20 protein-coding genes are annotated in these 23,279 nt (G+C 46.9%); 11 read left to right on the forward strand and 9 right to left on the reverse strand.

What is annotated here, in order from left to right:
- The first annotated feature begins 68 nt into the window (after positions 1 to 68).
- Genes ACRC6Q_RS06145 through ACRC6Q_RS06180 form a run of 8 tightly spaced genes read left to right on the forward strand, consistent with a single transcriptional unit; the run spans position 69 to position 11,860 of the window.
- Positions 69 to 2,426, forward strand: a complete 2,358-nt coding sequence (locus ACRC6Q_RS06145; RefSeq protein WP_431466070.1) for a hypothetical protein — start codon at positions 69 to 71, stop codon at positions 2,424 to 2,426.
- The gene (locus ACRC6Q_RS06150; RefSeq protein WP_223633754.1) at positions 2,423 to 3,358 is read left to right on the forward strand and encodes an ABC transporter ATP-binding protein; all 936 of its coding nucleotides are present in this window, start codon (positions 2,423 to 2,425) and stop codon (positions 3,356 to 3,358) included. The genes ACRC6Q_RS06145 and ACRC6Q_RS06150 overlap by 4 nt, the downstream gene beginning before the upstream one ends.
- A complete protein-coding gene (locus ACRC6Q_RS06155) occupies positions 3,355 to 4,197 on the forward strand; it encodes an ABC transporter permease (RefSeq protein ID WP_223633751.1) in 843 nt (280 codons plus the stop codon). The genes ACRC6Q_RS06150 and ACRC6Q_RS06155 overlap by 4 nt, the downstream gene beginning before the upstream one ends.
- Before the next feature lie 12 nt (positions 4,198 to 4,209).
- Positions 4,210 to 5,697 (forward strand): hypothetical protein, encoded by a 1,488-nt coding sequence (locus ACRC6Q_RS06160; RefSeq protein WP_431466071.1) that lies wholly within the window; start codon positions 4,210 to 4,212, stop codon positions 5,695 to 5,697.
- Positions 5,698 to 5,711: 14 nt separating this feature from the next.
- Positions 5,712 to 6,704 carry an AAA family ATPase gene (locus tag ACRC6Q_RS06165; protein WP_223633736.1) on the forward strand — a complete coding sequence of 331 codons (993 nt, stop codon included), beginning with the start codon at positions 5,712 to 5,714 and terminating at the stop codon, positions 6,702 to 6,704.
- Positions 6,701 to 7,561: a DUF58 domain-containing protein gene (locus tag ACRC6Q_RS06170; RefSeq protein ID WP_223633733.1), complete on the forward strand. Its 861-nt coding sequence runs from the start codon at positions 6,701 to 6,703 to the stop codon at positions 7,559 to 7,561. The genes ACRC6Q_RS06165 and ACRC6Q_RS06170 overlap by 4 nt, the downstream gene beginning before the upstream one ends.
- Positions 7,562 to 7,572: 11 nt before the next feature.
- Complete coding sequence (locus ACRC6Q_RS06175) at positions 7,573 to 9,306, forward strand: vWA domain-containing protein (RefSeq protein ID WP_223633730.1); 1,734 nt, start codon at positions 7,573 to 7,575, stop codon at positions 9,304 to 9,306.
- Positions 9,287 to 11,860: a VWA domain-containing protein gene (locus ACRC6Q_RS06180; protein ID WP_431466072.1), complete on the forward strand. Its 2,574-nt coding sequence runs from the start codon at positions 9,287 to 9,289 to the stop codon at positions 11,858 to 11,860. The genes ACRC6Q_RS06175 and ACRC6Q_RS06180 overlap by 20 nt, the downstream gene beginning before the upstream one ends.
- A 92-nt stretch (positions 11,861 to 11,952) precedes the next feature.
- Here ACRC6Q_RS06180 and ACRC6Q_RS06185 read toward each other — a convergent pair whose 3' ends face one another.
- From ACRC6Q_RS06185 to ACRC6Q_RS06210, 6 genes are all read right to left on the reverse strand, one after another.
- Positions 11,953 to 13,143: an MFS transporter gene (locus tag ACRC6Q_RS06185; protein WP_223633723.1), complete on the reverse strand. Its 1,191-nt coding sequence runs from the start codon at positions 13,141 to 13,143 to the stop codon at positions 11,953 to 11,955.
- Positions 13,144 to 13,249: 106 nt separating this feature from the next.
- Positions 13,250 to 14,326, reverse strand: a complete 1,077-nt coding sequence (locus ACRC6Q_RS06190) for an ABC transporter substrate-binding protein (protein WP_431466073.1) — start codon at positions 14,324 to 14,326, stop codon at positions 13,250 to 13,252.
- A complete protein-coding gene (locus ACRC6Q_RS06195) occupies positions 14,323 to 15,129 on the reverse strand; it encodes an ABC transporter permease (protein ID WP_223633717.1) in 807 nt (268 codons plus the stop codon). Before ACRC6Q_RS06195 ends, ACRC6Q_RS06190 begins: the two co-directional genes overlap by 4 nt.
- Entirely contained in the window at positions 15,113 to 15,937 is an 825-nt protein-coding gene (locus ACRC6Q_RS06200) for an ABC transporter permease (protein WP_223633714.1), read from the reverse strand. Before ACRC6Q_RS06200 ends, ACRC6Q_RS06195 begins: the two co-directional genes overlap by 17 nt.
- A complete protein-coding gene (locus ACRC6Q_RS06205; RefSeq protein WP_223633711.1) occupies positions 15,927 to 17,033 on the reverse strand; it encodes an ABC transporter ATP-binding protein in 1,107 nt (368 codons plus the stop codon). Before ACRC6Q_RS06205 ends, ACRC6Q_RS06200 begins: the two co-directional genes overlap by 11 nt.
- 16 nt (positions 17,034 to 17,049) lie before the next feature.
- Positions 17,050 to 17,589 carry a helix-turn-helix domain-containing protein gene (locus ACRC6Q_RS06210; protein WP_223633695.1) on the reverse strand — a complete coding sequence of 180 codons (540 nt, stop codon included), beginning with the start codon at positions 17,587 to 17,589 and terminating at the stop codon, positions 17,050 to 17,052.
- Between the two features lie 379 nt (positions 17,590 to 17,968).
- Between ACRC6Q_RS06210 and ACRC6Q_RS06215 the strand changes: the two genes are divergently transcribed.
- On the forward strand, positions 17,969 to 18,265 hold the full coding sequence (locus ACRC6Q_RS06215) for a hypothetical protein (protein WP_223633691.1): 297 nt from the start codon (positions 17,969 to 17,971) through the stop codon (positions 18,263 to 18,265).
- Between the two features lie 98 nt (positions 18,266 to 18,363).
- The gene (locus tag ACRC6Q_RS06220) at positions 18,364 to 19,023 is read left to right on the forward strand and encodes a potassium channel family protein (RefSeq protein WP_223633688.1); all 660 of its coding nucleotides are present in this window, start codon (positions 18,364 to 18,366) and stop codon (positions 19,021 to 19,023) included.
- A 398-nt stretch (positions 19,024 to 19,421) separates the two neighbouring features.
- Here the strand turns inward: ACRC6Q_RS06220 and rnjA are convergent, their stop codons facing one another.
- On the reverse strand, positions 19,422 to 21,089 hold the full coding sequence (rnjA, locus tag ACRC6Q_RS06225) for a ribonuclease J1 (RefSeq protein WP_223633685.1): 1,668 nt from the start codon (positions 21,087 to 21,089) through the stop codon (positions 19,422 to 19,424).
- 2 nt (positions 21,090 to 21,091) lie between these two features.
- Entirely contained in the window at positions 21,092 to 21,304 is a 213-nt protein-coding gene (locus ACRC6Q_RS06230; protein WP_223633682.1) for a DNA-dependent RNA polymerase subunit epsilon, read from the reverse strand.
- A gap of 285 nt (positions 21,305 to 21,589) precedes the next feature.
- Here ACRC6Q_RS06230 and ACRC6Q_RS06235 point away from each other — a divergent pair, with 285 nt between their 5' ends.
- A complete protein-coding gene (locus tag ACRC6Q_RS06235) occupies positions 21,590 to 22,360 on the forward strand; it encodes a Cof-type HAD-IIB family hydrolase (RefSeq protein ID WP_223633679.1) in 771 nt (256 codons plus the stop codon).
- A gap of 319 nt (positions 22,361 to 22,679) precedes the next feature.
- Here the strand turns inward: ACRC6Q_RS06235 and def are convergent, their stop codons facing one another.
- Positions 22,680 to 23,246 carry a peptide deformylase gene (gene def / locus ACRC6Q_RS06240; RefSeq protein ID WP_223633676.1) on the reverse strand — a complete coding sequence of 189 codons (567 nt, stop codon included), beginning with the start codon at positions 23,244 to 23,246 and terminating at the stop codon, positions 22,680 to 22,682.
- Positions 23,247 to 23,279 lie beyond the last annotated feature (33 nt).

Genomic DNA, 23,279 nt, shown 5'->3' on the forward strand with positions numbered 1-23,279 from the left:
TGTGAGAAGATGGAACTATTTAACTTTCCCAGCGTACTAATAAAGAGACGAGTAAAAGGGGGATCACCATGCATAAACGCTTGCTGGCATTTTTTGCTTTTGCATTGCTTATCAGTTTGTTCAGTATGCCGCAAGTATCTTTGGCGGCGCCGCAAATCACCGTGGATTCCAGTGCCGGTTTTCAAAACAAGGTGAAGTATGAAAAAGGGCTGCCGCTGCAATTTACGGTAACCAATCAGGGTTCAGCGTTCTCGGGTGATCTGGTGCTCAGCTATTCAGAGACCTATAGTCTGGGAGCGGGTTTGGCGATGCCGATCGAGCTTGCTGAAGGCGAGACCAAGACGCTGCAGATCGCTTCTTCAGGTTTGTCGGATATGTATTATACCGGCGGACCCAATGACCAGAGCATCTTCCTATTCGAGGGAGGCTGGGAAGAAGGGGAATCCATCGCTTTTAAAGGATCAAAAACGATACAGCCTTCCTATTACACGCCAATGACCCTGTTTGTCGCCAGCTTGACGGATAACCAGGATCGGCTGTTGCCACTGAAGCAGATCGCTGTTCCGGCAAGTGAAGGGGTGGAAGTGTTTCACCTCAATCAATTGAAGGGTTTCACCTTGCCGACAGAAGCGCAGGCTTGGGACATGATTGATTACCTGGTCATCGACGAATTTGCCTATAGTGATTTACCGGAGCCGACGCAGCAGGCAGTGCTGCAATGGGTTCAGCAAGGCGGCCATGTTATCACTGGTTCATCAGGGAATATGGAAGCCGAACTGGGGAATTTGAGCGAATACCTGCCCTTGGAATTGGCTGAACCGTATGAAGTGTCTGTACCTGGACTTGAAAAATCAGTTCCAGCTTATCAGGCAACTGCAAAAGAAGATGCAGAAACCAGGCTGAAAAGCGGAAATCAGGTACTGGCCGCTACGCAGCCAGTCGGTTCAGGAAGCTTGACGCAATTGAGTTTTTCTCTTGGAGACGAAAATGTTTCCGGACAAAAAGGCTATAGCCAGATGCTGTCCAAATTTTTCCCGGCTCAAATGGCTTATAACCATTCAATGGGCGGCCAATCGGTTCTCGATTACATGGCCTATGAAGTGGGGGAAGTCAATGAGTTGTTCGAGAGTTTTGAAGTCTCGAAGCCTTTCATCCTTGCCATTATCTTTCTTTATATCCTGTTGATTGTTCCGGTTCTTTATATCGTTCTGAAGAAAAAGGATAAGCGGGAATATGCCTGGTTCATCATTCCGGCAGTCGCTTTGCTGACCTCGATCGGATTATTCGCTTTCGGTGCAAAAGACCGGATCGGCAATCCGCAAATTCAGCAGACCGGTTTTTTTGAAGTGGATGCAGATCAGGGATTGAAGGGGTATTACGTCAATTCATTGCTGTCGAATCGGGGTGGGAATTATCAATTTTCGGCGCCTTCTTCGACCACCATGACATACCGCATGGCCAATGAATTTTCAGGGGGGCAGCCTTACCTTTCCGCAATGATGGAAAAAGGGGCCGCAAGCAATCAAATGACTTTGCGTGACATGCGCTATTGGTCAGTCGAATCGATCATGGGTCAGACATATATTGAAGACAGCGGAAACTTCAGCATCGATTTGGAAGTGGCTGAAGAAAAAATCACAGGCACCATCCGGAACAACTTTCCGTTTGCAGTCGAAGATGTTTCAATTTGGTCAGGGACACGCCTGTTGGATATGGGAAGTTTGAATCCGGGAGAAGAATTAACGGTTGATGAAAAGGTGCAGGCAGATATTCTGTCGCCTGCCGCCCCAATCGGCCAGTCCTACGGTTACCAGCCGATTTCCGATTTGGAAGCATTGGATAAAGCACGCCGTCAAACACTGCTTTCCACGTCCTATGACCAAATTTCACAAAGTGGCAAAACTCCTTATGTGATTGCCTATACGAAAGATGCCATCGTCCCGATCACCCTTGAAAATCAACGGGCTTCGGTAGAATCCGTCCATTTGATCGCACAGAGCTTTAAACCGGAATTGTCGTTGAGTGGGGACATCTCTTTGAATGCTGATGCTTTTACTATGGACTTAGCCGGAGCCAGCAGCGGTGCTTATTTTGATAATGTGTCGAACGACCCTTATCTGTATTATATGGAAATAGGGGAATATGACATGACCTATACGCTGCCGGAAGATATTGAACTGAAGAAAGCTTCCTGGAATGAATTGTCGGTTGCGACGACAGGCCAAACCCTGGCAGTCAGCATTTTGAACCTGGATAGTGGAGAGTATGAAGAAATCACCCAGTCTAACCAAAAGTTCACCGATCATGCAAAAAATTACCTAAGTCCTGAAGGGACGATCAAGCTGAAGCTGAAAATGTCCGAGAGTTCAGGAAATCCGGAAGTCATCGTGCCGAAAGTCAAAGTGAAAGGAGTGATTGCCCCATGATTGAGACAATCGGATTAACCAAGAAGTACGGTTCTTTTTATGCACTTCAGGATTTGAACCTGATTGTGGAAGACAGTACTGTTTTCGGCTTTGTCGGTGCGAATGGCGCAGGGAAATCAACGACTTTTTCGATTTTGGCTACACTTCTCCAACCGACAGCAGGGGATGCCTTCATAAATGGAATGAGTGTCACTAAGAATCCGCAGGAGGTACGCAGGCAAATCGGCTATATGCCGGATTTCTTCGGTGTTTATGATCAATTGAAGACAGATGAATATTTGGATTTTTATGGCGCAAGTTATGGCATCAAGCCAAAAGAGCGGGGTGTACTGATTCCGAAACTCTTGGAATTGGTCAATCTGGAGCACAAGCGTTATGACTATGTCGATCTGCTGTCGCGTGGGATGAAGCAACGTCTATGTTTAGCGCGTGCCTTGATCCATGATCCGAAAATCCTCATTTTGGATGAACCGGCATCCGGACTTGACCCGCGTGCCCGCGTAGAGATGCGGGATATCCTGAGAGAGTTGAAGACGATGGGCAAAACCATTTTGATATCTTCACACATTCTTCCGGAGCTGGCTGAAATGTGCGACAGCATCGGCGTCATCGATAATGGAAAGTTGATCGCCCAAGGTTCCGTCCATGATATTCAAGCTCAGCTGCAAAGTGAAAAAGTGCTCCGTATCAAAGTGGTGGGGGATACGCGTTCTGTCATTCCATTTTTTGAAATGGATCCTTTCGTCTCCCAGATTGAAGAACAGCAAGATAAAAACACCATTCAGTTTTTCTATCGGGGAACCGAAGAAGATCAGCTGCGCTTGCTGCAGCAGGCAATAGCTCAAAAACTGCCGATCCTGTCCTTTTCAGAAGAAGAGACGGATTTGGAAGATGTCTTTATGGCAATCACCAAAGGGGTGGAAATCGGATGAAAACCCTAGTTACTAACCCCGTGCTGATTAAAGAGCTAAAACTGCGCTTCCGCAACATGAAAAGTTTTACAGGTATTCTTTTCTACTTGATTGCGATGAGTGTATTCGTTTTTGGTTTCATCTTTCTGGCCACTTCTTTGACTGGGAATGGATTTTTCCGTCCCGATGAGAGTTTTATGCTGTTCAGCATCATGACCTATATTCAATTAGGATTGATCCTATTCATCACTCCGGCACTGACGGCAGGGACCATCAGTTCTGAACGTGAAAAACAGACCTTGAATATTTTATTGACAACTTCTCAGACCTCTTTCCAGATCATTTTTGGAAAAATGACGTCATCGATTGCTTTTCTGTTATTGATGATTGTTTCGGGTCTGCCTATTTACAGTCTGGTATTCTTATATGGCGGGGTTTCCCCGAGCCAATTGTTTTTCATCTTCCTTTTTTACCTGCTGACCTTGCTGGCAATTGCCAGCATCGGAGTCATGCTGTCGACCTTGATCAGAAAAACCATCGTCGCCATCATTGCCACTTATGGAGCGATGATTTTCATTGCAGGCGTCACTGCATTTTTCCTCTTGATCTCGGTTCAGATATCGCAAATGGGCACTGCTGCTCCGTCGATGTCGCCGATCGCACATTTTTGGGCGACCATCAATCCGCCGGCCGTTATGCTGACCTTGCTGCAGCCGCCGATGGAGGAACAGCTGCAAAGCCTGACATTGGTCCCGATACCCTTATGGATCGGATACACCATCTTCTATATTATCCTGTCAGCGGCCTGCATTTTACTGGCAGTCAAACGGCTGCGCGTCAATATGAATAAATACAAATAAGGAGGGATTTCCATGGACAATCGTGATATTAACAGGTATGTCAGAAAAACAGGGCGCCTGTTGAAATTGCTTCATTTCAGCCGCAGTTTTCAGTTCGCTTTGGTTGCAGGATTGGTTTCAGCCACGGCTTTATTATTGATATCGCGCTTGTTCATGCTTCCTTATTATGAATTTTATGCATATGCTGCAGGATTTGCGGCTATAATATCCTGGCTTTTATTGTCCATCAAAGACTTGCCGACCACCGAACAGGCGGTGCAGGAGCTGGACCGCTTTACGCCCCATAATCAGCTTTTGGCAGTATGGAGGCTGGAAGAAAAGAACACTCTGACAGAGGAATTGACCAGTAAAACCGCACAAATCATTCCGTACAGCTACCGGCTGTTCCGGAAAGAACGAAAAGCATGGCTGCGGCCTAAGTGGCTCTTTGGCACGGTGATCAGCGGCACCCTGATGCTTGTGCTTTTGGTGTTCCCAAGCAATTTACAGAATCAGGCGAATGATGCCGAAAGAGAGATGGAATTGGTGGAAGACATCAAAAAAGAAGTCGATGAAATGGAAAAGCGGGCAGAAACGGAAGAAGCCAAAAAAGAATTGACTGCCTTAAAAGAAACGATTGAAGAAAAGGAAGATCCGGAAGCGGTTTTGAAGGACATCGTAAAAAAACAAAAAGAACTGGATTTAAAAAAACGGCAACTGGCTGAAAAAAACAACCCAGATGCCGAAACAACCTCGAAAGACCTTGAGAAAGCTTCTGACCAACTGGCCGAACAAGCTGGGAAAACGCAAACGGCTTTAAGCAATATGGGGAAACCTGTGCCATTTCCGCTGCAGCAGACCATTGCCAACCGTGAACAATCCAGCCAGGAAAATCCGAGTGGATCTGCTGATGGTGAATCTTCGGATTCAGAAGGTGAGGCAGACAGTTCCGGTGCCGGTGGACAAACATCAAGCGAAACAGATGCAGAAGAAGCTGGAAGTTCAGAGGATGGTTCAGGGAATAGCCAAAGCCAGGGCCAAGGACAGAGTCAGGGTCAAGGCCAAGGCAAAGGACAGAGTCAAGGTCAAGGTCAAGGCCAAGGACAGGGTCAAGGACAGGGTCAAGGACAAGGTCAAGGTCAAGGCCAAGGACAGGGTCAAGGACAGGGTCAAGGACAAGGTCAAGGTCAAGGCCAAGGACAGGGTCAAGGACAAGGTCAAGGTCAAGGACAAGGTGGAGGAGCCGGCAAAGGGCAGGGAAGCCGAGAGCTGTTGACCACCCCGTCCCGAATCGGTGGTGAAGGTGAAACGGCAGTCGACAGTGGAGAAATTGGTGAAGGCCAAGCAGCTGGAGAGCAGCGTGGGCCAGTTTCCGCAACTAAAGGAACCGTGCAGCCCTATGCCGATTTGGTAGGTGACTATTCGGATTCTTATTTCTCAAGTGCCGATCGCCTGCAATTGCCGTCCGACCTGCAGACGATTGTAGAGCGATACTTTACGGATATTGAAACCGACAAATAGAAAAGAGGGGTTTTATGACATATACTACCGATCAATTTACAGAAATGAGCCAATTGCTTCAGGAAGTCAAAGAGGAAATTGGACGCTTTATCGTAGGACAGGAAAATGCGGTCGAGTTTTCCTTGTACGCTATTTTGGCGGATGGCCATGCGCTGCTTGAAGGGCTTCCCGGGCTCGGTAAGACGATGCTGATCCGCACCATTTCGGATGTGCTCGATTTGTCGTTTTCAAGAATCCAGTTTACGCCTGACTTGATGCCATCGGATATTACAGGAACCAGCTTGATCGAACGTGATGCGGAAGGACGCCAGCAATTTACATTCCGGGAAGGGCCGATCTTCCATCAAATGGTGCTTGCCGATGAAATCAACCGAGCGACGCCTAAAACCCAAAGTGCATTGCTTGAAGCGATGGGAGAAAAAACAGTGACCATCCTTGGGGATACAAAAGAGATGGCAAAGCCTTTTTTCGTTTTAGCGACACAGAATCCGATAGAAATGGAAGGGACCTATCCTTTGCCGGAAGCGCAGATGGACCGTTTTCTATGCAAAATCATGGTTTCCTATCCAAGCCGCAGTGAACTTGCCGAAATCAGCCGCCGGACGACGGGGACAGGCATCATCAACCTCAACAAAAAAATGAATACAGTTAGCCTGATCGATGCGCAGCAGATGGCCAAAGAAGTCCTGATGGCAGAAGATATTCTACTGGTGGCTGTCGACATCATCCAAAATACTCATCCAACATATTCGGAACATGAAGCCATCCGACAGTTTGTACAGTACGGCAGCGGACCACGCGGGTTGCAGAGTCTGATCCGCCTTGCTAAGGCAAGGGCGTTGATGGAAGGGCGCTATCATGTATCCATCGGCGATTTGAAGCACGTCGCCAAACCGGTATTGCGGCATCGCCTGCTATTGAATTACGAAGCGGAAGCAATCGGTAAGGAAGCGGACGAACTGATAGACTTGGTGCTCAGCACAGCCGGAAAAGGCGTTTTGAAATGACCTTGTTGCACTTGCCCGCTGATTGGGGATCACGTCTCAGCCGTTACGCCATTGGAACAAAAGCGAAAATCAGGGGCCATCACAAAGGATCGCACCGGTCGATGCGTTTTGGCAGTTCCTTGGATTTTTCCGATTTCCGTGAATATCATCCAGGAGATGATGTTCGCCATATCGACTGGAATGTCTACGCCAGAACGGAGCGCGTCTATATCAAACGCTTTCTGGATGAACAGGAAATGCGCATCCATATCCTGATCGACAGCTCGAAATCGATGGACAACAAGTGGCTGTTCGCTAAACAGCTGGCATTTTCGCTTGGGTTGATGGTCTTGGGAAGCGATGACCGCTTAACGGTTTCAGGCGGACAAAAAGAAACCATCCCTTTTCGCAAAAAAGGGAAATCAGCCAGAAAGCTGTTCGAACATTTTATGTCTTCGGTGCCGGATCCGCAAAACCTGTCGTTTGCAAAGCAAGCAAGCTTTCATGCTGCAAAAGATTCTACGGTGCTGTTCATCGTTTCGGATGGCTTGGAACCGCTGGAGGACTGGCATGTATTCTTCCGGCAGGCACCCGCCTATGCACATGATATCCGCTTTATCCACATCAGTACAGAAGAAGAGCGGTCGCCGTCTTACAAAGGGGATCTTCGTTTTATCGATGATGAAACGCGGGAAGTGTTGAACGTCACAGTTACGGAAGAGGTGCTTCTTGCTTATCAAAAGCAAAGTGAGCTTCACACAAAAGGGTTGGAATCGCTTTGCCGAACTTATGGAATCGCTTATTTGCCCGTACATGTGGAAGATGGAATCGAACAGGTGCTGTTTCATCAGATGGCGCGCAAAAATTGGATTAAATGAGGGGGAGCGGCATGGGAGCATCGAATTGGGGAATGATCTGGACAGCAATTATGCCGCTGGCCGTGATCCTCTATTATTTCTTCAGAAAAAAGTACAAAGATCAGCGGGTCTCGTCGACGCTGTTTTGGCAGGAACGGATGAAAGAACTGCAGGCTTCACCGTATTTGAAAAAACTGCAGCATCATTTATTGTTCTATCTGCAATTGGCGGCGCTAGTGCTTTGCGTATTGGGCTTGCTTGGCCCATTCAGCGAGTCGGAAACGCTTGCAGGCAATGATTTTATTTTTGTAGTAGATACCTCAGCAACGATGCTGGCCGGTTCCCCTTCTCATTTTGAAGGGCACCGTCAGGAAATGAAGGATCTTGCAGCGCAAGCTGGGGGCAAACCGGTGACGATCGTCACAACCGGAAACAGTCCGGAAGTGCTCCTCCGCAATGAGCAGGACCTTGAGTTGATCGAAAGAGCAATCGATGAATTAGCGGTAAGCTATGAAAGGGCTGAAATGGAGCAGACGATTTTGTTTGCGGATACTCTCGCGGTCAGCGACTCGACGGTCATCCACATTTTCACCGATGCCTTGGATCGTGCTGTGTTGGCCAGTAAAACCGGCCAAAGCTACCAGGTCCATGGTTTTACTGAAACGCTGCGCAATGTGTCGATTCGGCAGTTCGGCCTGTCAGAAACAGCAGACGGCGTCCGGGGGATTGTCCAACTGGTCAATAACAGCGAAGAAACGATGCCGGCCACTGTGCGTTTGTCAGCGGGAAGTGCGGAGAAAATGGTGGAAGTGGAACTGGCACCTTCTGAAGAGCTGCTTGTCCCTTTCGAAGATTTGCCGAATGACAAGCTATGGCAAGCAACTGTAGAAGTGCAGGATGACTACGCTGCCGACAATACGATGGCCAGTTATTTAGCTCCCCCGGCCAACTCCATATTGGTTGACTCGGCCCTGCATGAATTGGTCGCCAGCGGCTTCCGTTCGCTCGAATTGGATGTTCTTTTGGCAGAAACAGGACAATTGCAGCCGGATTCGAAGTTGCCGATCGTCACGAATCAAAGTGAATTGCTGGAAGGAACTGCACCGGTCTTATTAATTGGCCGCAATGATGAAACGCCATTCGACGTATCGGGACAAATTGAAATGCAGGAGCATCCGCTCTTCACGTATGCTTCTTTGGAGGAAATCTATGTTTCGCAGCTGTATCCGCCTTTTGAGGGGTATGAGACCATCGCTTCGATTGATGGCCATCCTTTTATTCAACTATCTCCAAAAGGAGACATCGCCGTGTTGACGGATATTCAATTGACTGACTGGCCTCTTTTCCCTTCATTTCCCCTATTTCTATGGAGTGCGATGGACAGCCTATCGGGTGACGCGGAATTTCTCGGGTTTTTCCAACCGAATGAACATCGATCCGTGTCTTTGGCTTCTGAGAGCGGTGAATGGGAGATTTTCAAAGATGGCTCTTACAGCCATTCGTATATAGAAGGAAGCGGTCCATTTATCGCACCTTCAGAGCCAGGAATCTATGAAGTGATTGGTGAAGATGAGACCATGTTCGTAGTTGTCCAGTTGCCAGGGGAAGAGAAGGTGCTTTCAGCGGGCACTAGCTATAAAATGGGGCAAGCGGAAGCTGCTCAGGATACCGTCCGTTTTTCGTTTGTCCCAATTATCATTGGGTTGATCCTGCTGCTGGTTGCTGTGGAATGGGAGGTGTACCGCCGTGGAATTGCGACTCGATGAACCGCTCTGGCTGTTATTGCTTATTCCTGCAGTCATCTATTTTGGCTGGTTCGGTATCAGGAATTTTTCAGTGAGCTCCAAAATTGCAAAAATCGTCTATATCCTGCGAGTCACTGTCGTCGCTTTATTGATTTTCGCACTAGCGGCGCCTTCACTGTTCCTTCCTGTAAAAGAAGAACAGGTCATTTTCTTGCTGGACCGTTCTGCCTCTCTTGAAGGAATGGAAACAGAGATGGCGACTGCAGTGGAAAATGCCCTAAACGCTAAAAAAGATCATCAATCGGTTGCTGTCTATACCTTTGCCGAAGATTTTCAAAGCCTGCTTCCGATGACGGCAGATCCGGAAACTCTGCCTCAGGAACTGACAATCGGCCAAAATGGCCACACCAACATCGCCCGCGCACTGGAACTGGCTTCAAACAGTGGAGATACCGACCTTGCAACACGGCTGGTGATTCTCACCGATGGCAATGAAACTCACTCCTCAGCAATTGAAAGTTTGAACCGGCTCAAGTCCGACCGGCTGCAAGTGGATGTCTGGCCAATCGAGCAAACGATGGAAAATGACATGGCCATCAGCCGTTTCGAAACGCCATCACGCGCATTTTTAGGTGAAACTCAAGCCTTTACTGTAACGGTCGATTCAGATACAGAGGCACAAGCAAGGCTGATTTTCTCAGTCAATGATTTGGATTTGGATACGAAAGAGATCGAATTGGCAGAAGGGCAGAATATCTTCACTTATTCATATCCTGCCAACTTGGAAGGCCTTTTGAAGTACGAAGTGCGTTTGGAATCGGCAGAAGATGCATTTCTCGAAAACAATGCATTGGTCAGTATCACAGAAGTTTCCGGAAATCCGGAAGTTCTGGTGATCAACGGGGGAGAACCGAGTCCGATACCTGCTCTATTGGATACCGGCAACTTACGGGTTACTGAGCTGTCCGCGGCCCAATTGCCGAGCAGCCTGTCTTCGATCCTTCGCTACGATTCGATTATTTTTGACAATGTCTCCGGTACATCGGTTGGAGAGCAGCAGATGAACATCATCGAACAGGCCGTCCAGCAATTCGGTGTCGGCTTTATGATGGTCGGCGGCGATCAAAGCTTCGGTCTGGGCGGTTATTTTAAGACGCCGATTGAACGGCTATTGCCTGTCGAAATGGAAGTCAAAGGCAAGCATGAATTGCCTTCACTCGGTTTGATGATCGTCATGGACCGTTCGGGCAGCATGATGGGCATGAAGATGGAACTGGCAAAAGAAGCGGCTGCACGTTCCGTTGAACTGCTGCGTCCGGACGATACCTTGGGTGTCATCGCTTTTGACGATCAGCCATGGGAAATTTTGCCGACTGCCAAAATCGCGGATCCGCAGGAAGCTGTCGATAAGATTCTGGGGATTACTCCAGGAGGCGGCACCGAAATCTATCGGTCACTGCAGCAGGCTTATATGGAACTTGAAGACTTGAAGCTGCAGCGTAAGCACATCATTCTGCTGACGGACGGCCAGTCCGCTACAGCCAATGATTACGATGCATTGATTGAAAATGGCAAGGAAAATAATATCACGTTATCGACGGTGTCAATTGGCCAGGATGCTGACCGGAATCTGCTGGAGCAATTAGCAGATACCGGCAGCGGCCGTTTTTACGATGTGACCGATGCCACCACGATTCCGGCCATCTTGTCTCGTGAAACCATTATGATGTCGCGGACTTATATAGTCGATGAACCGTTCTATCCCGTTGTCTATGACAGCAAATGGAACAATTTGTTTACAGAAGGCGTTCCGCAGCTCAATGCCTATATTGCCACGACAGCAAAACGCACAACATCAGTTGCGCTGGAAAGCGAGGAGGGAGACCCCGTACTCGCCAGCTGGAATTATGGCCTTGGCAAAACGGTCGCCTATACATCAGGGAGCGGTGCCTGGAGCGGTGACTTCCAAAATTGGCCACGATGGCCTGACTTTTGGAACCGCAATGTAGCGGAACTATTGCCGAGCTTTGAGGAAATCCCTTATTCAGTGGTGCGTAAAGAACAAGGCGTTTATACGGTCGAAGATCCTACACAAAGCTCAGCGATTTTGACGGTCGCGGCCGTTGACGAGCAAGGCAATGAAATTCCGCTGCAAACAGAACCGGTTGCCCCTGGAAAAGTGGATGTGAAAATGGATGCGCAGCCAGGTCTGGTGTTCTTCAGCGTGACCAATGAAAACGGAGCAGCCTATAAAACGGGACTGACGATCCCGTATGGCGACGAATACCAAACTGCAGAAGCGAACATGCCGTTGATGACGGCGCTCGCTGAACGGACAGGTGGACAGGTACTGACTGCTATGGATGATGCTTTCCGTGATATCCCCTTTACCAGCGGCACCATTCGTCCGATTCAGTTGTATCTGCTGTTTGCCGCGATGTTTCTATTCTTCATAGACATCACGCTTCGGCGTTTTGGACTTCCAAAACCTGTGCTAAAAAGAAAAGCCGCAACAGAAGAGGAATCTTCTCCAGCGGCAATCGACCAATTGATAAAAGCGAAAAAGAGGAACTGACTCTTTTTCGCTTTTATTTTGCATTTTATTATAAAGGGATGTTGTAAAGTGAGGCTGTCCTAGGCGCAGGAGCGATGTAAAGAAGTTGGCTGTCAGCTCCTGCTGGTAGCCAACAGCTGCTGTTTCCTCATCGACCAGGTATTGGCGATGAAGAAGCAGGTGATCAGGATAGCGGTTCCTAAAATATAAGGATAACTCATATTGATATCGAACAGGATACCCGCGAGTGCTGGTCCAATCATATTGCCCAAGCTCATATAGGCATTGTTCATGCCAGCTGCAAATCCCTGTTCATCACCCGCCAACTTCGAGATCAAGGTATTGATGGCTGGGCGGAGCAGGGAAGCGGCAGTGAAAAATACTGCCGCCACCAAGAGGATGGCCCAGAAAGAACTGACAAACAGAATGCCAATCATGGCCCCTGCAGACACCAGCAGGTTGACCAGAATCACCTTCATCTCGCCAAAGCGCTTGAAGAGCTTGTCGATAACGAACGTTTGGACAACTACGCCAACAAATCCGCCGACAGTGATCAAGATAGCGATTTCCTTCGGAGTAAAGCCGAATTTCTTGTCCGCATATAAGGCGATGGTTGATTGGAAGTTGGCTAAACCGAAAGCGAAAATGAACATGACCAGCAACATGACAAAGTAAGGTGTATAGGTGGAACGCTTCAGTTGTTGCAGCAGGTTCTCGGATTTTGCATCGGCAGCCTGAATTTTAGGCGCTACGTTTGGCAGCACCACGAAGGAAATGAAGGCTGCAATCAGCGCAACAGCAGTAGCGATATAAAACGGAAACTGAATGCTGACTTCCGCCAGAAATCCCCCGATGCCGGGTCCGATCATGAAACCGAGAGACATAGAGGCACCCAGAAGCCCCATGCCTTTTCCGCGTTCATCATATGTCGTGATATCCGCAACAAATGCCATCATCGGAGGAATCAGGAATGCTGCGCCGAGTCCACTGAAGAAGCGGGCAAGGTACAGCATCCATAAATGCGTAGCCAATCCGAAGGCCAGTTGGGATAGTCCGAAGACAATCAATCCGAAGATGATGAGTTTCTTGCGGCCATATTTATCGGAAAGTTGGCCGGATAATGGGGAGAACAGGAATTGAGCCAAGGCAAAAGTCGCGATCAATGTGCCAAGTGCCTGTCCTGCAACCCCGAATGTATCTAAATAGGCAGGCATTATCGGAATGATCAAACCGATGCCGCTCATAGCGATGAACATATTGAACATCAGTACATAGAGTGCAAATTTATTTGAACGTACGGCCATAGAGGGACCTTCTTTCGTCATTATTTCGTAAGGCTAAACTTTAGTCTATAGAATCTACATACTATACCCCAATTTCCATAAAAAAAACAGGCAAAAGTTCTGCCTGTCAGTTTTCCATATCCATTTTAAACTCCAAAAATAGTTCATTATAAGTTCCAAGCATTTCAAGTCCCAGATTTTCATAAACTTCCAGGCGTTCCCGAAGTTCTTCCGGTGGATAAAAGCGTTCATCTTCTGTCACTTCCGGATCCATCAGGGCAATCGCTTCTTCGTTCGGTGTGGAATATCCGACATAGTCTGCGTTTTGGGCAGCCACTTCGGGGTCCAACATAAAGTTGATGAAGGCATGGGCACCTTCTACGTTGCCGGCTGTTTTTGGAATGATCATGTTATCAAACCATAAATTCGAGCCTTCTTCCGGAACTGAGTAATCGATGTCTTCATTGATCCACATCATATCTGCCGCTTGTCCAGACCAGGTTACGGCCACTGCGGCTTCCTCACGGCGCATCATCTCGACAATTTCGTCGCCGATGATGGCTTTGACGTTGGGACCCATCGTTTTCAATTTATCGGTGGCTTCACGCAATTCACCAAGGTCAGTCGAATTCAATGAATAACCGAGGCTGTTCAGCCCCATACCGATGACTTCACGCGCACTGTCGACCAGGATGACTTCCTGCTCAAGTGACGGATTCCATAAGTCGTCCCAGCTTTCAAATGTCTGGCCCTCCAGCAAGGTCGGGTTGAATGCAATGCCGACCGTACCCCAGAAATAAGGAATCGAATATTCATTGCCCGGATCGAAAGGGAGATCGAGAAAATACGGATCGATGTTCTCAAGATTCGGGATAAGCTCGTGGTCAATCGGATGCAGCAAGTCGTTTTCCTTCATTTTTTCGATGGCGTATTCTGATGGCATGGCCACATCGTAGGTTGTGCCGCCCTGCTCGATTTTGGTCATCATCGACTCATTGGAATCGAATGTTTCATAGACTACGGAGATATTGGTCTCTTCTTCGAATTGGTCGATCAGTTCGGGATCGATATATTCGCCCCAGTTATAGACGGAAATGCTGCCTCCGCCCACTGTCGCCGAACTCCTTTCCAAGGCATTGACGGCATATAAAAGAATAGCCGATACAATAAGGATTGCACTGGCGGCTCTGATGATTTCCTTCATACTTTGGCGCCTCCTGTTCCAGGGGATTGTCCAGCCCGTTGAGTAAAGAAGTAATAGCCAAGGACCAGGCCAAGTGTTACCACGAATATTAAGGCGGAAAGGGCGTTGATGGTCAAGGTGATTCCAGCCCGTGCCATTGAGTAGATTTCAATTGATAAAGTCGAGAATCCATTGCCGGTAACAAAGAATGTCACGGCGAAATCATCCAGCGAATAGGTGAGGGCAAGAAAGAATCCAGCGAAAATACCGGGCTTGATATATGGAATGATAACGCGTGTCAAAATATCCCGTTTCGATGCCCCCAGGTCGGTTGCTGCATCGATCAGCGAACCGCTCATTTCCTGCAGCTTCGGCAGGACCATGATCACCACGATTGGAATACTGAATGCAATGTGGGAAATCAGTACAGATGCAAAGCCGAGCTTGACGCCGATCATGGTGAACAAGATCAGGAATGATGCCCCGATGATGACGTCCGGACTGACAATCAGAATCGTGTTCAAGGACAGAACGGCATTGCGCGTTTTACGGTTCCGCAAAAAGACGATGCCAATTGCACCAAGAACGCCGATTGCTGTTGAAATGAGAGAAGACAGCAATGCAATGATCACCGTATTCATCAAAATAATCAGCAGCCGGGTGTCATTAAAAACGGCGCCGTAATGTTCCAATGTAAACCCTTCGAAACTCGACATGGTGCCGCCGCTGTTGAATGAATAAAAGATCAGGTAGAAAATTGGCGTATAGAGAATGGCAAAGACGAGTATCAAATAGATTTTTGCGGGCTTACTTAGTTTTGCCATTATATAAGCCTCCTTTTTCTTTCTGGCCTGTCAGCATCATGATGATGATCATGAATAGGATAAGGAACACGGCGATAGTGGAACCCATCCCCCAGTTCTGTGTCACTAAAAACTGCTGCTCGATTGCTGTACCAAGTGTAATGACCTTGTTTCCGGCAATCAGACGGGTGATGACAAAGAGTGACAGGGCAGGGATGAAAACAGCTTGGACGCCAGATTTAACACCGTTGATGGCCAAAGGAAAAATGATGCGTCTGAAGGTGGTGAAAGACGAAGCACCCAGATCGCGTGATGCGTCGATCAACGCGGGATTGATTTTATCCAGCGAATTGAAAATCGGCAGCACCATAAACGGAATGAAAATATAAACTGAAACAAAGATAAAGCTGAAATCGGTGAACAAGATCTGCAAGGGACCGGCACCGAGCGCCTGAAGAAGCTTGTTGGCCGGCCCGTATAACCCGAAGATCCCGATAAAGGCATAGGCTTTCAACAGTAAATTGATCCATGATGGTATGATGATCAGCAATAACCATAGCTGCTTATGCTTTGTCTTGGTCAGCCAGTAGGCTGTCGGATAGGCAATCAGAATGGTGATCAATGTAATCAGGAAGGCATACCAGAAAGAACTCAAAGTCATCCGTAAGTAGACGGAGGAAAAGAAGTTCTGATAATTTTCCAGGGTGAAAGCTCCGGTCAAATCCAAAAATGAAAAATAGAAAATCAACGCAATCGGTGCGATGACGAACAAAGCGATCCAAATATAATAAGGGGCGAGGTATAACGGGCGTGATGGGCTATCTTTCATTGACTGCCGCTCCGTAGGACTCCAGTCTTGCATCAAACGCTTCTTCCGACTCGTTCAAACGCATGACATGAATTGCTTCTGCTGAGAAGTCCAAACCGATCTGTGAACCGACCTCTACTTTTTTTGTGGAGTGCACCAGCCATTCATTGCCGACTTCGTCGATGGTAGAGATTTCAAAATGGACCCCTCTGAACAATTGGGTATCGACGGTAACGGCCATTTTGCCGACGCCGTTTGCGGTGATTTCCAGGTCTTCAGGCCGGATGACGATTTCTACCTGTTCATTAGGATTCAGCCCTGCATCCACGCATTCAAAATCCTTGTTCGCGAAACGAACCTGGTAATCGGCAATCATCTCACCGCTGACGATATTCGACTCTCCGATAAAATCAGCGACAAAGCGATTGATCGGTTCGTCATAAATGTCCATCGGCGTGCCGCTTTGCTGGATTTGGCCAGCATTCATGACAAAAATTTCATCAGACATGGCCAGTGCTTCTTCCTGGTCATGCGTAACAAAAACAAAAGTTTTCCCAAGGCGCTGCTGAAGTTCACGCAGTTCATACTGCATCTCTGTCCGCAGTTTCAAGTCCAAAGCAGATAAAGGCTCATCGAGCAAGATAACTTCCGGATCATTGACGATAGCCCGGGCAATGGCGACGCGCTGGCGTTGGCCACCGGACATTTCTGCAATCTCACGTTTTTCATAACCTTGCAGATTGACGAAAGCTAAAGATTCCCGCACTCGGCGCTCAACTTCAGAGCCTTTGACTTTCTTGATGCGCAAGCCGAACGCGATGTTTTCAAATACATTCAAATGAGGAAACAAGGCATAATCCTGAAATACGGTGTTGACTTGGCGTTGATTGGCCGGCACGGTGTTCATTTTTTTACCTTCAATATAAATATTGCCCTTGCTCGGTGTAGCAAAACCGGCAATCAGACGTAGAATGGTTGTTTTACCGCAGCCTGACGGGCCAAGCAATGTGTAGAATTTTCCTTTTTCAAGTTCAAAGCTGACATTGTCCAAGACATTGCCGGCACCTTCGTATGTCTGAGTGACATTTTCGAAGCGTATAATAGATGTTTCGGTCATAACGATCCCTCCTGAATTATAAATAAGATTGTGTGGCGACGATGATCACTTCGGATATTCCATCAAAATCGTTGATCAGCTGATGGTGATTGGAAGCTTCAAAGTAAATGGAATCGCCGGCAGCGGCAGTGTATTGATGATCTCCGATTCTGAGCAGGACCTGTCCTTCCAGAACGTAGATGAAGGTTTCAGCAGAAGACGGTTCAAACTTTTTAAAGTGGCCATTTGCCTGAAAGGTCAAAAAGACAGGTTCCATTTCCTTCTCATTCGATGTGGGGATGAGCCATTCCACTTCATATCCCGCTTCTTCATCGATATGTGCCGTATGGTCAGCGGTGGAATATACGACTTTAACATCGTGTTCATCAGCGAAAAACTCTTTAGGGGTAGTTCCCAAAACTTCGAGTAAGCTGAAAAATGTTTCAATAGAAGGGGAATTCATATTCCGCTCCAGCTGAGAAATAAAACCTTTGCTCAGGTCTGTCCGTTTTCCGAGCTCTTCCTGAGTCAAACCATTCATTAATCGGAGGCGTTTGATTTTTGTTCCGATGTCCATCAGAATTCTCCTCGCTTCATCGTTAAGTAATACTTGCAGAAAGTTTAGTTAAAATATACTTTTAGTTTACTAATAGCATATATTCATTATACGAGACGACTGATATTTTTCAAGTTAAAAATTATTTTCAATAAGGGATTGTTATCTATTGCAATTTACCGGCAGTATTTACTATCATAGAGAAAGTGTGAAATTAATAATGTTGTTCCTAACCGGTATCTAACTGATAAAAACCTAAAAATGAACGATTATAAAAAATGAAACCATAACAATGGAAACCATGGCCTTTATGCGTACATAAAGGAAGGGAAGCAGGTATGCTGCTGACTTGAGCAAGTCCAATCTTTCCAGCTCGACCAAAACTCTAGGAGTGATCAATGTGAACGGCAAAATGAATTTCTTTCTTGACCCCAAAAATCGGGTCATTCAAAAACCATCAATTATGAATTATAAACAGGACCAGCAAGGTTTGTACCTTGTGGCAGACAAGCGCTTCATCAACTGGATGGATGTCCATACGTATTGTCATAGCTGCTTGTCGGCACTTACTTTTGACGATGAATTTGACGCAAGTTATTGCGCCAGCTGCAATGAATGGCGGGAAGAACCCTGTACAGACATCAGCTGTGAATATTGTGAAAACCGGCCGAAACGCCCATTGGATCCCCGCCGATAAGCGGGGTTTTTTTCTTGCAGCAGTTCTTTATGGATAAGATTTTTAGTTCGAGCCATATATGGTAAAATAAAGCCACTTGAACTAGTTGGAGGATGGATATGAAAAAGGAATTTGTAGTCATTGGACTGGGCCGTTTTGGCGGCAGCATTGTACGTGAATTGATTGAACAAGATGCGGACGTAATGGCGATCGACAAAGATTCGGAACGGGTGGATGAATTCTCTGCGATTGCGACTCAGGCCGTTGTTGCAGATACGACAGATGAAGCCGTATTAAAATCGCTGGGCATCCGGAATTTCGAGCATGTGATTGTGGCAATCGGTGAAAATATTCAAGCCAGTATTCTAACGACTCTGATGCTGAAGGAAATCGGCGTGAAGAAAATTACGGTAAAAGCGCAAAACGATTACCATGCTAAAGTATTGAACAAAATTGGTGCAGACAAAGTGGTCCATCCGGAACGTGATATGGGCATCCGGATTGCCCATAACATCCTCTCCAATAATGTACTGGATTACTTGGAGCTATCCGATGAACATTCCATCATGGAAATCAAAGCAAACCATAAGCTCGCTGGCTATACCTTGATTGGCCTAGATATTCGTGCCCGTTATGGCATCAACATCGTAGCCATCAAAAGGGGAGAAGACATCATCGTTTCCCCGCAGGCCGATATGGAAATCGAACAGGAAGATATCCTGATCATCATCGGATCTGATGCGGACATCAACCGTTTTGAGAAGAAGATGATGAACTAATAAAAGATTGGCAGAGCCTTATCATAAGTAAACAAAAAAGAAGCATTGGATTTTACTCCAATGCTTCTTTTTTGTTAGATTTAATGCGAGTGCCAATAAGATCTATCGGGCGCTTGCGCTTGTCGAGGCTTAACGGCTGCTTGCGCTTTTCTATGTCCAGCTCCAGCAGCCAGCCTCTCGAGTCGCTTCAACCATACCAGCAATGGCAAAGAACGCCATTACCGGTAAGGCTTCCAGCGCTTGTCGAGGCTTAACGGCTGCTTGCGCTTTTCTATGTCCAGCTCCAGCAGCCAGCCTCTCGAGTCGCTTCAGCCATACCAGCAATGGCAAAGAACGCCATTACCGGTAAGGCTTCCAGCGCTTGTCGAGGCTTAACGGCGGCTTGCGCTTTTCTACTACTAAACTTCCATAATCACCGGCAAAATCATTGGGCGGCGTTTTGTTTTTTCGTAAAGGTACGGCCCAAGAACGTCAGAAATGTCGTTTTTCAATTCTGCCCATTCCGTGTTTTTGCTGTGTATTTTTTTGTTCAGATGACGGTTCAGCATTTGCTGAGCCTCATAGATCATGGTGCCTGACTCGCGCATATAGACAAATCCGCGTGAAATGATATCAGGTCCGGAAACCATTTTGTTCTTTTGCATATCGACGCTTACGACGACGATGACCAAGCCTTCTTCCGAAAGCACGCGACGGTCACGCAGAACGATGTTGCCGATGTCGCCGATTCCGCTGCCGTCGATGTAAACATCGCCGGATGGAACGCGTCCAGCTACAGAAGCTTCATCCTGCCCTAAAGCAAGAACTTCACCATTTTCCATGATGAATGTGTTTTCAAGTGGAACGTCACATTCAACAGCCAAGCCCGCATGCGTTTTTAACATCCGGTATTCACCGTGTATCGGCATGAAGTATTTCGGTTTGATCAAACGAAGCATCAATTTGTTTTCAGGTTCTGAACCGTGGCCTGATGTATGGATATTGTTAAGTGATCCGTGAATTACATCTGCTCCGGCGCGAAACAATAAATTGATTGTTCGATTGACGCTGCTCGTATTGCCCGGAATCGGAGAAGACGAGAAGACGACCGTATCGTTCGGCTGAATTTGAATTTGGCGATGTGTTCCGTTGGCGATTCTCGAAAGAGCGGCCATCGGTTCACCTTGTGAACCGGTGCAGAGGATCAATACTTCGTTTGCCGGCAAACGATTTAAAGTTTGCGTATCCACAAAAGCATCTTCCGGAGCATTGATGTAACCAAGCTCGCGGCCGATCGTCATCGCGTTGTCCATGCTGCGTCCGAAGACGGCGATTTTACGGCCTTGTGCGACCGCTTCATCGGTTACCTGCTGGAGACGGTAGATATTCGACGCGAAAGTAGCGAAAATCAAACGGCCATCAATTTTTCTCATGATTTCCTTGATGGAGTCGCCGACTTTTCGTTCAGACATCGTGAAGTCTGGAACTTCTGCGTTGGTGCTGTCTGACAGCAGGCAAAGTACGCCTTCACTGCCGATTTGCGCCATCTTCAATAGATTGGCAGGCTCACCCACTGGGGTGAAATCGAATTTAAAGTCACCAGTATGGACGATATTCCCGGGCGGAGTTTTCACTACGACACCGAAAGCATCAGGGATACTGTGGGTTGTGCTGAAAAAGCTGACGGCTGTCTTGCGAAACTTGATGATATCATCTTCACCGATTTCCGTCATTTTCGTTTGACGCAATAAACCATGCTCTTCCAATTTTTTGCGCAATAGGCCAAGAGCCAGTTTGCCGCCGTATACTGGAATATTGATTTTTTTTAGCAAGTAGGGAATGCCGCCGATATGGTCTTCATGGCCATGTGTAATGAAGAGGCCTTTGATCTTGTCGACATTTTTTACTAAGTATGTGTAATCCGGAATAACGTAATCGATTCCGAGCAAATCGTCTTCCGGGAATTTAATGCCTGCATCAATCAGGATAATTTCATCCTGGAATTGGACACCATACGTATTTTTGCCGATTTCACCCAGTCCGCCTAGGGCGAAAACAGCTGTTTGGTCGTTCTTGACAAACTTCATAATTATTCTACGCTCTCGACTTCGTAATTTTGGGCAGCCTGTTCATACTCGAGATGATTGCCTTCAAGTAATTGAACAAGTTCAATATTGTAGTTGCGGTCTTTTAAGTGGTGTCGGACTTCTCGCTCGGATGCTGCTTCAACATAAAGGCTTTGGGTGTTTTCTCGAACTGGTACTTCAAAACGGTTTTCTTGGTAGTATACTTTAAAAATCATTGTTTGCTCTCCTTTTTCCACGCTCAGATAAATGCACTTCCTTTATATTATCATGTCATTAGACTAAAATAAAGAATAGCCCTCCTTATTTATAAAGAAGGGCTAAAACGTTTATGCGATTTTCTTTTTGTTCATGATGCCATTGAGCTGTCTGAGAAGTTTTCTTTTCAAACGTTTCAGCATGGCCAACCACTCCTTATAGCGAGTATACTTTGTTTTCTGACAATTGTAAAGAAACCGGGCTTTGGCGCGGCTACTCAATTTAACAAGAATGGAGACTAAAACATGTCTAAATTATTATTGCTGGATATTGATGGAACTTTATTGGATTCACACAAAAAATTGCCGGCTTCTGCAAAAGAAGCATTGGAACAGGCGCGTTTAAATGGCCACGAGTTGGCGATTGCAACGGGACGTGGCCCTTTTATGATCACTCGGATACTGGAGGAACTGAACATAGATACTTACATTACATTCAATGGTCAGTATATCTCTCACAAAGGGCAAGCCATCCATAAACAGGCGATCAATTCGAATATGCTCAATGAGATTTTCGAATATGCGGAGCAGCGTGATCATCCGATCGTGTTCATGAATGAAAATAAGATGGTATCGTCCATTGACTTTCATCCGGATATCGACGAAAGCATCAAAACGCTAAAAATGCCGCATCCGGAAGTGGAAAAGGATTTTTATCTGAAAAATGATATATACCAAGCGCTGCTATTTTGTGAAAAAGAAGAACAACAGCAATATCATGAAGCATTTGAGCAAGTGGACTTTGTCCGCTGGCATCGCGTATCCTGTGATATCACGCCCAAAGGCGGAACAAAGGCTAGCGGAATCGAGCACTTGATCAAAGCGACGGGACACTCTATAGAAGATACGATTGCATTCGGCGACGGTCTGAACGATCTGCAGATGATGGATATTGCCGGATACAGCGTGGCAATGGAAAATGGACACGAAGAAACAAAAAAACGTGCAACCTACGTCACGGATCACGTCGACAACAACGGACTCGCCAAAGCCTTCAAGCACCTGAAATTGATTTGATAAAGAAAAGCAGAAGCGCCCGTGTAGGTCCGACGGGCATAAGACAGACCGGCAGTGTGGCGTACTTTGCCACGCAGTTGGGTTGGCTTATGCCCCTAGGACCTGGGCGCTGGAGTCTGGACAATGAGAAAAGCGGAAGCAGCTGTCCAGCTCTGCCGGGCATAAGACAGACTAGCGGAGTGGCGCTCTTTGCCACATAGCTGGGTTGGCTTATGACCCAAAGAGCTAGCTGCTGGAGCTGGACAAAAAGAAAAGCGGAAGCGCCCATTAACTGTGGAACTTAAGGCTCGCTGAAATAAATGAAAAAAAGAGGCTCGGCTTACTCAGCCGAGTCTCTTTCGATTGCGATAGCATTTTCAATTTTGGCGAAAGGGTTTTTGGAATCGATGTGATCGAAGAACATGACCCCATTCAAGTGATCAAGTTCATGTTGGAAGGCAATCGCTGGAAGGCCTTTTAAGCGCATCTTGATTTCTTCGCCATCCAAATTGAATGCCTTGATGGTGATTCGGGCATATCTTGGTACATAACCTGGAATTGCACGGTCTACTGATAAGCAGCCTTCTCCAGCTGCTAAATAAGCTTTTTCTACTGAATGGCTGACGATTTTAGGATTCACTGCGATCAGGCTGAGATTTTCTCCAGAAGTTTCATCGAAATGCAAGGCGAATATCCGTTTCGCTTCATTTATTTGAGGCGCAGCAATTCCCACACCGGGGCGCAAATCGTATTTTTCAGCCAATTCATCATCTTGGCTGTTCACTACGTATTCCATAAGGTCTTCACCCAATTTTCGATCTGCTTCAGAAAGTGGAAACTTCACTTCCTCAGCGCGTTTTCTGAGTGTAGGATGACCCTCACGTATTATGTCTTTCATTCGTATCAAGTGATTTCATCCTTTCAAATGGCTTGCTATACA

The sequence above is a fragment of the Planococcus sp. SE5232 genome (assembly GCF_050686535.1).
In the GTDB taxonomy this organism is placed as follows: domain Bacteria; phylum Bacillota; class Bacilli; order Bacillales_A; family Planococcaceae; genus Planococcus.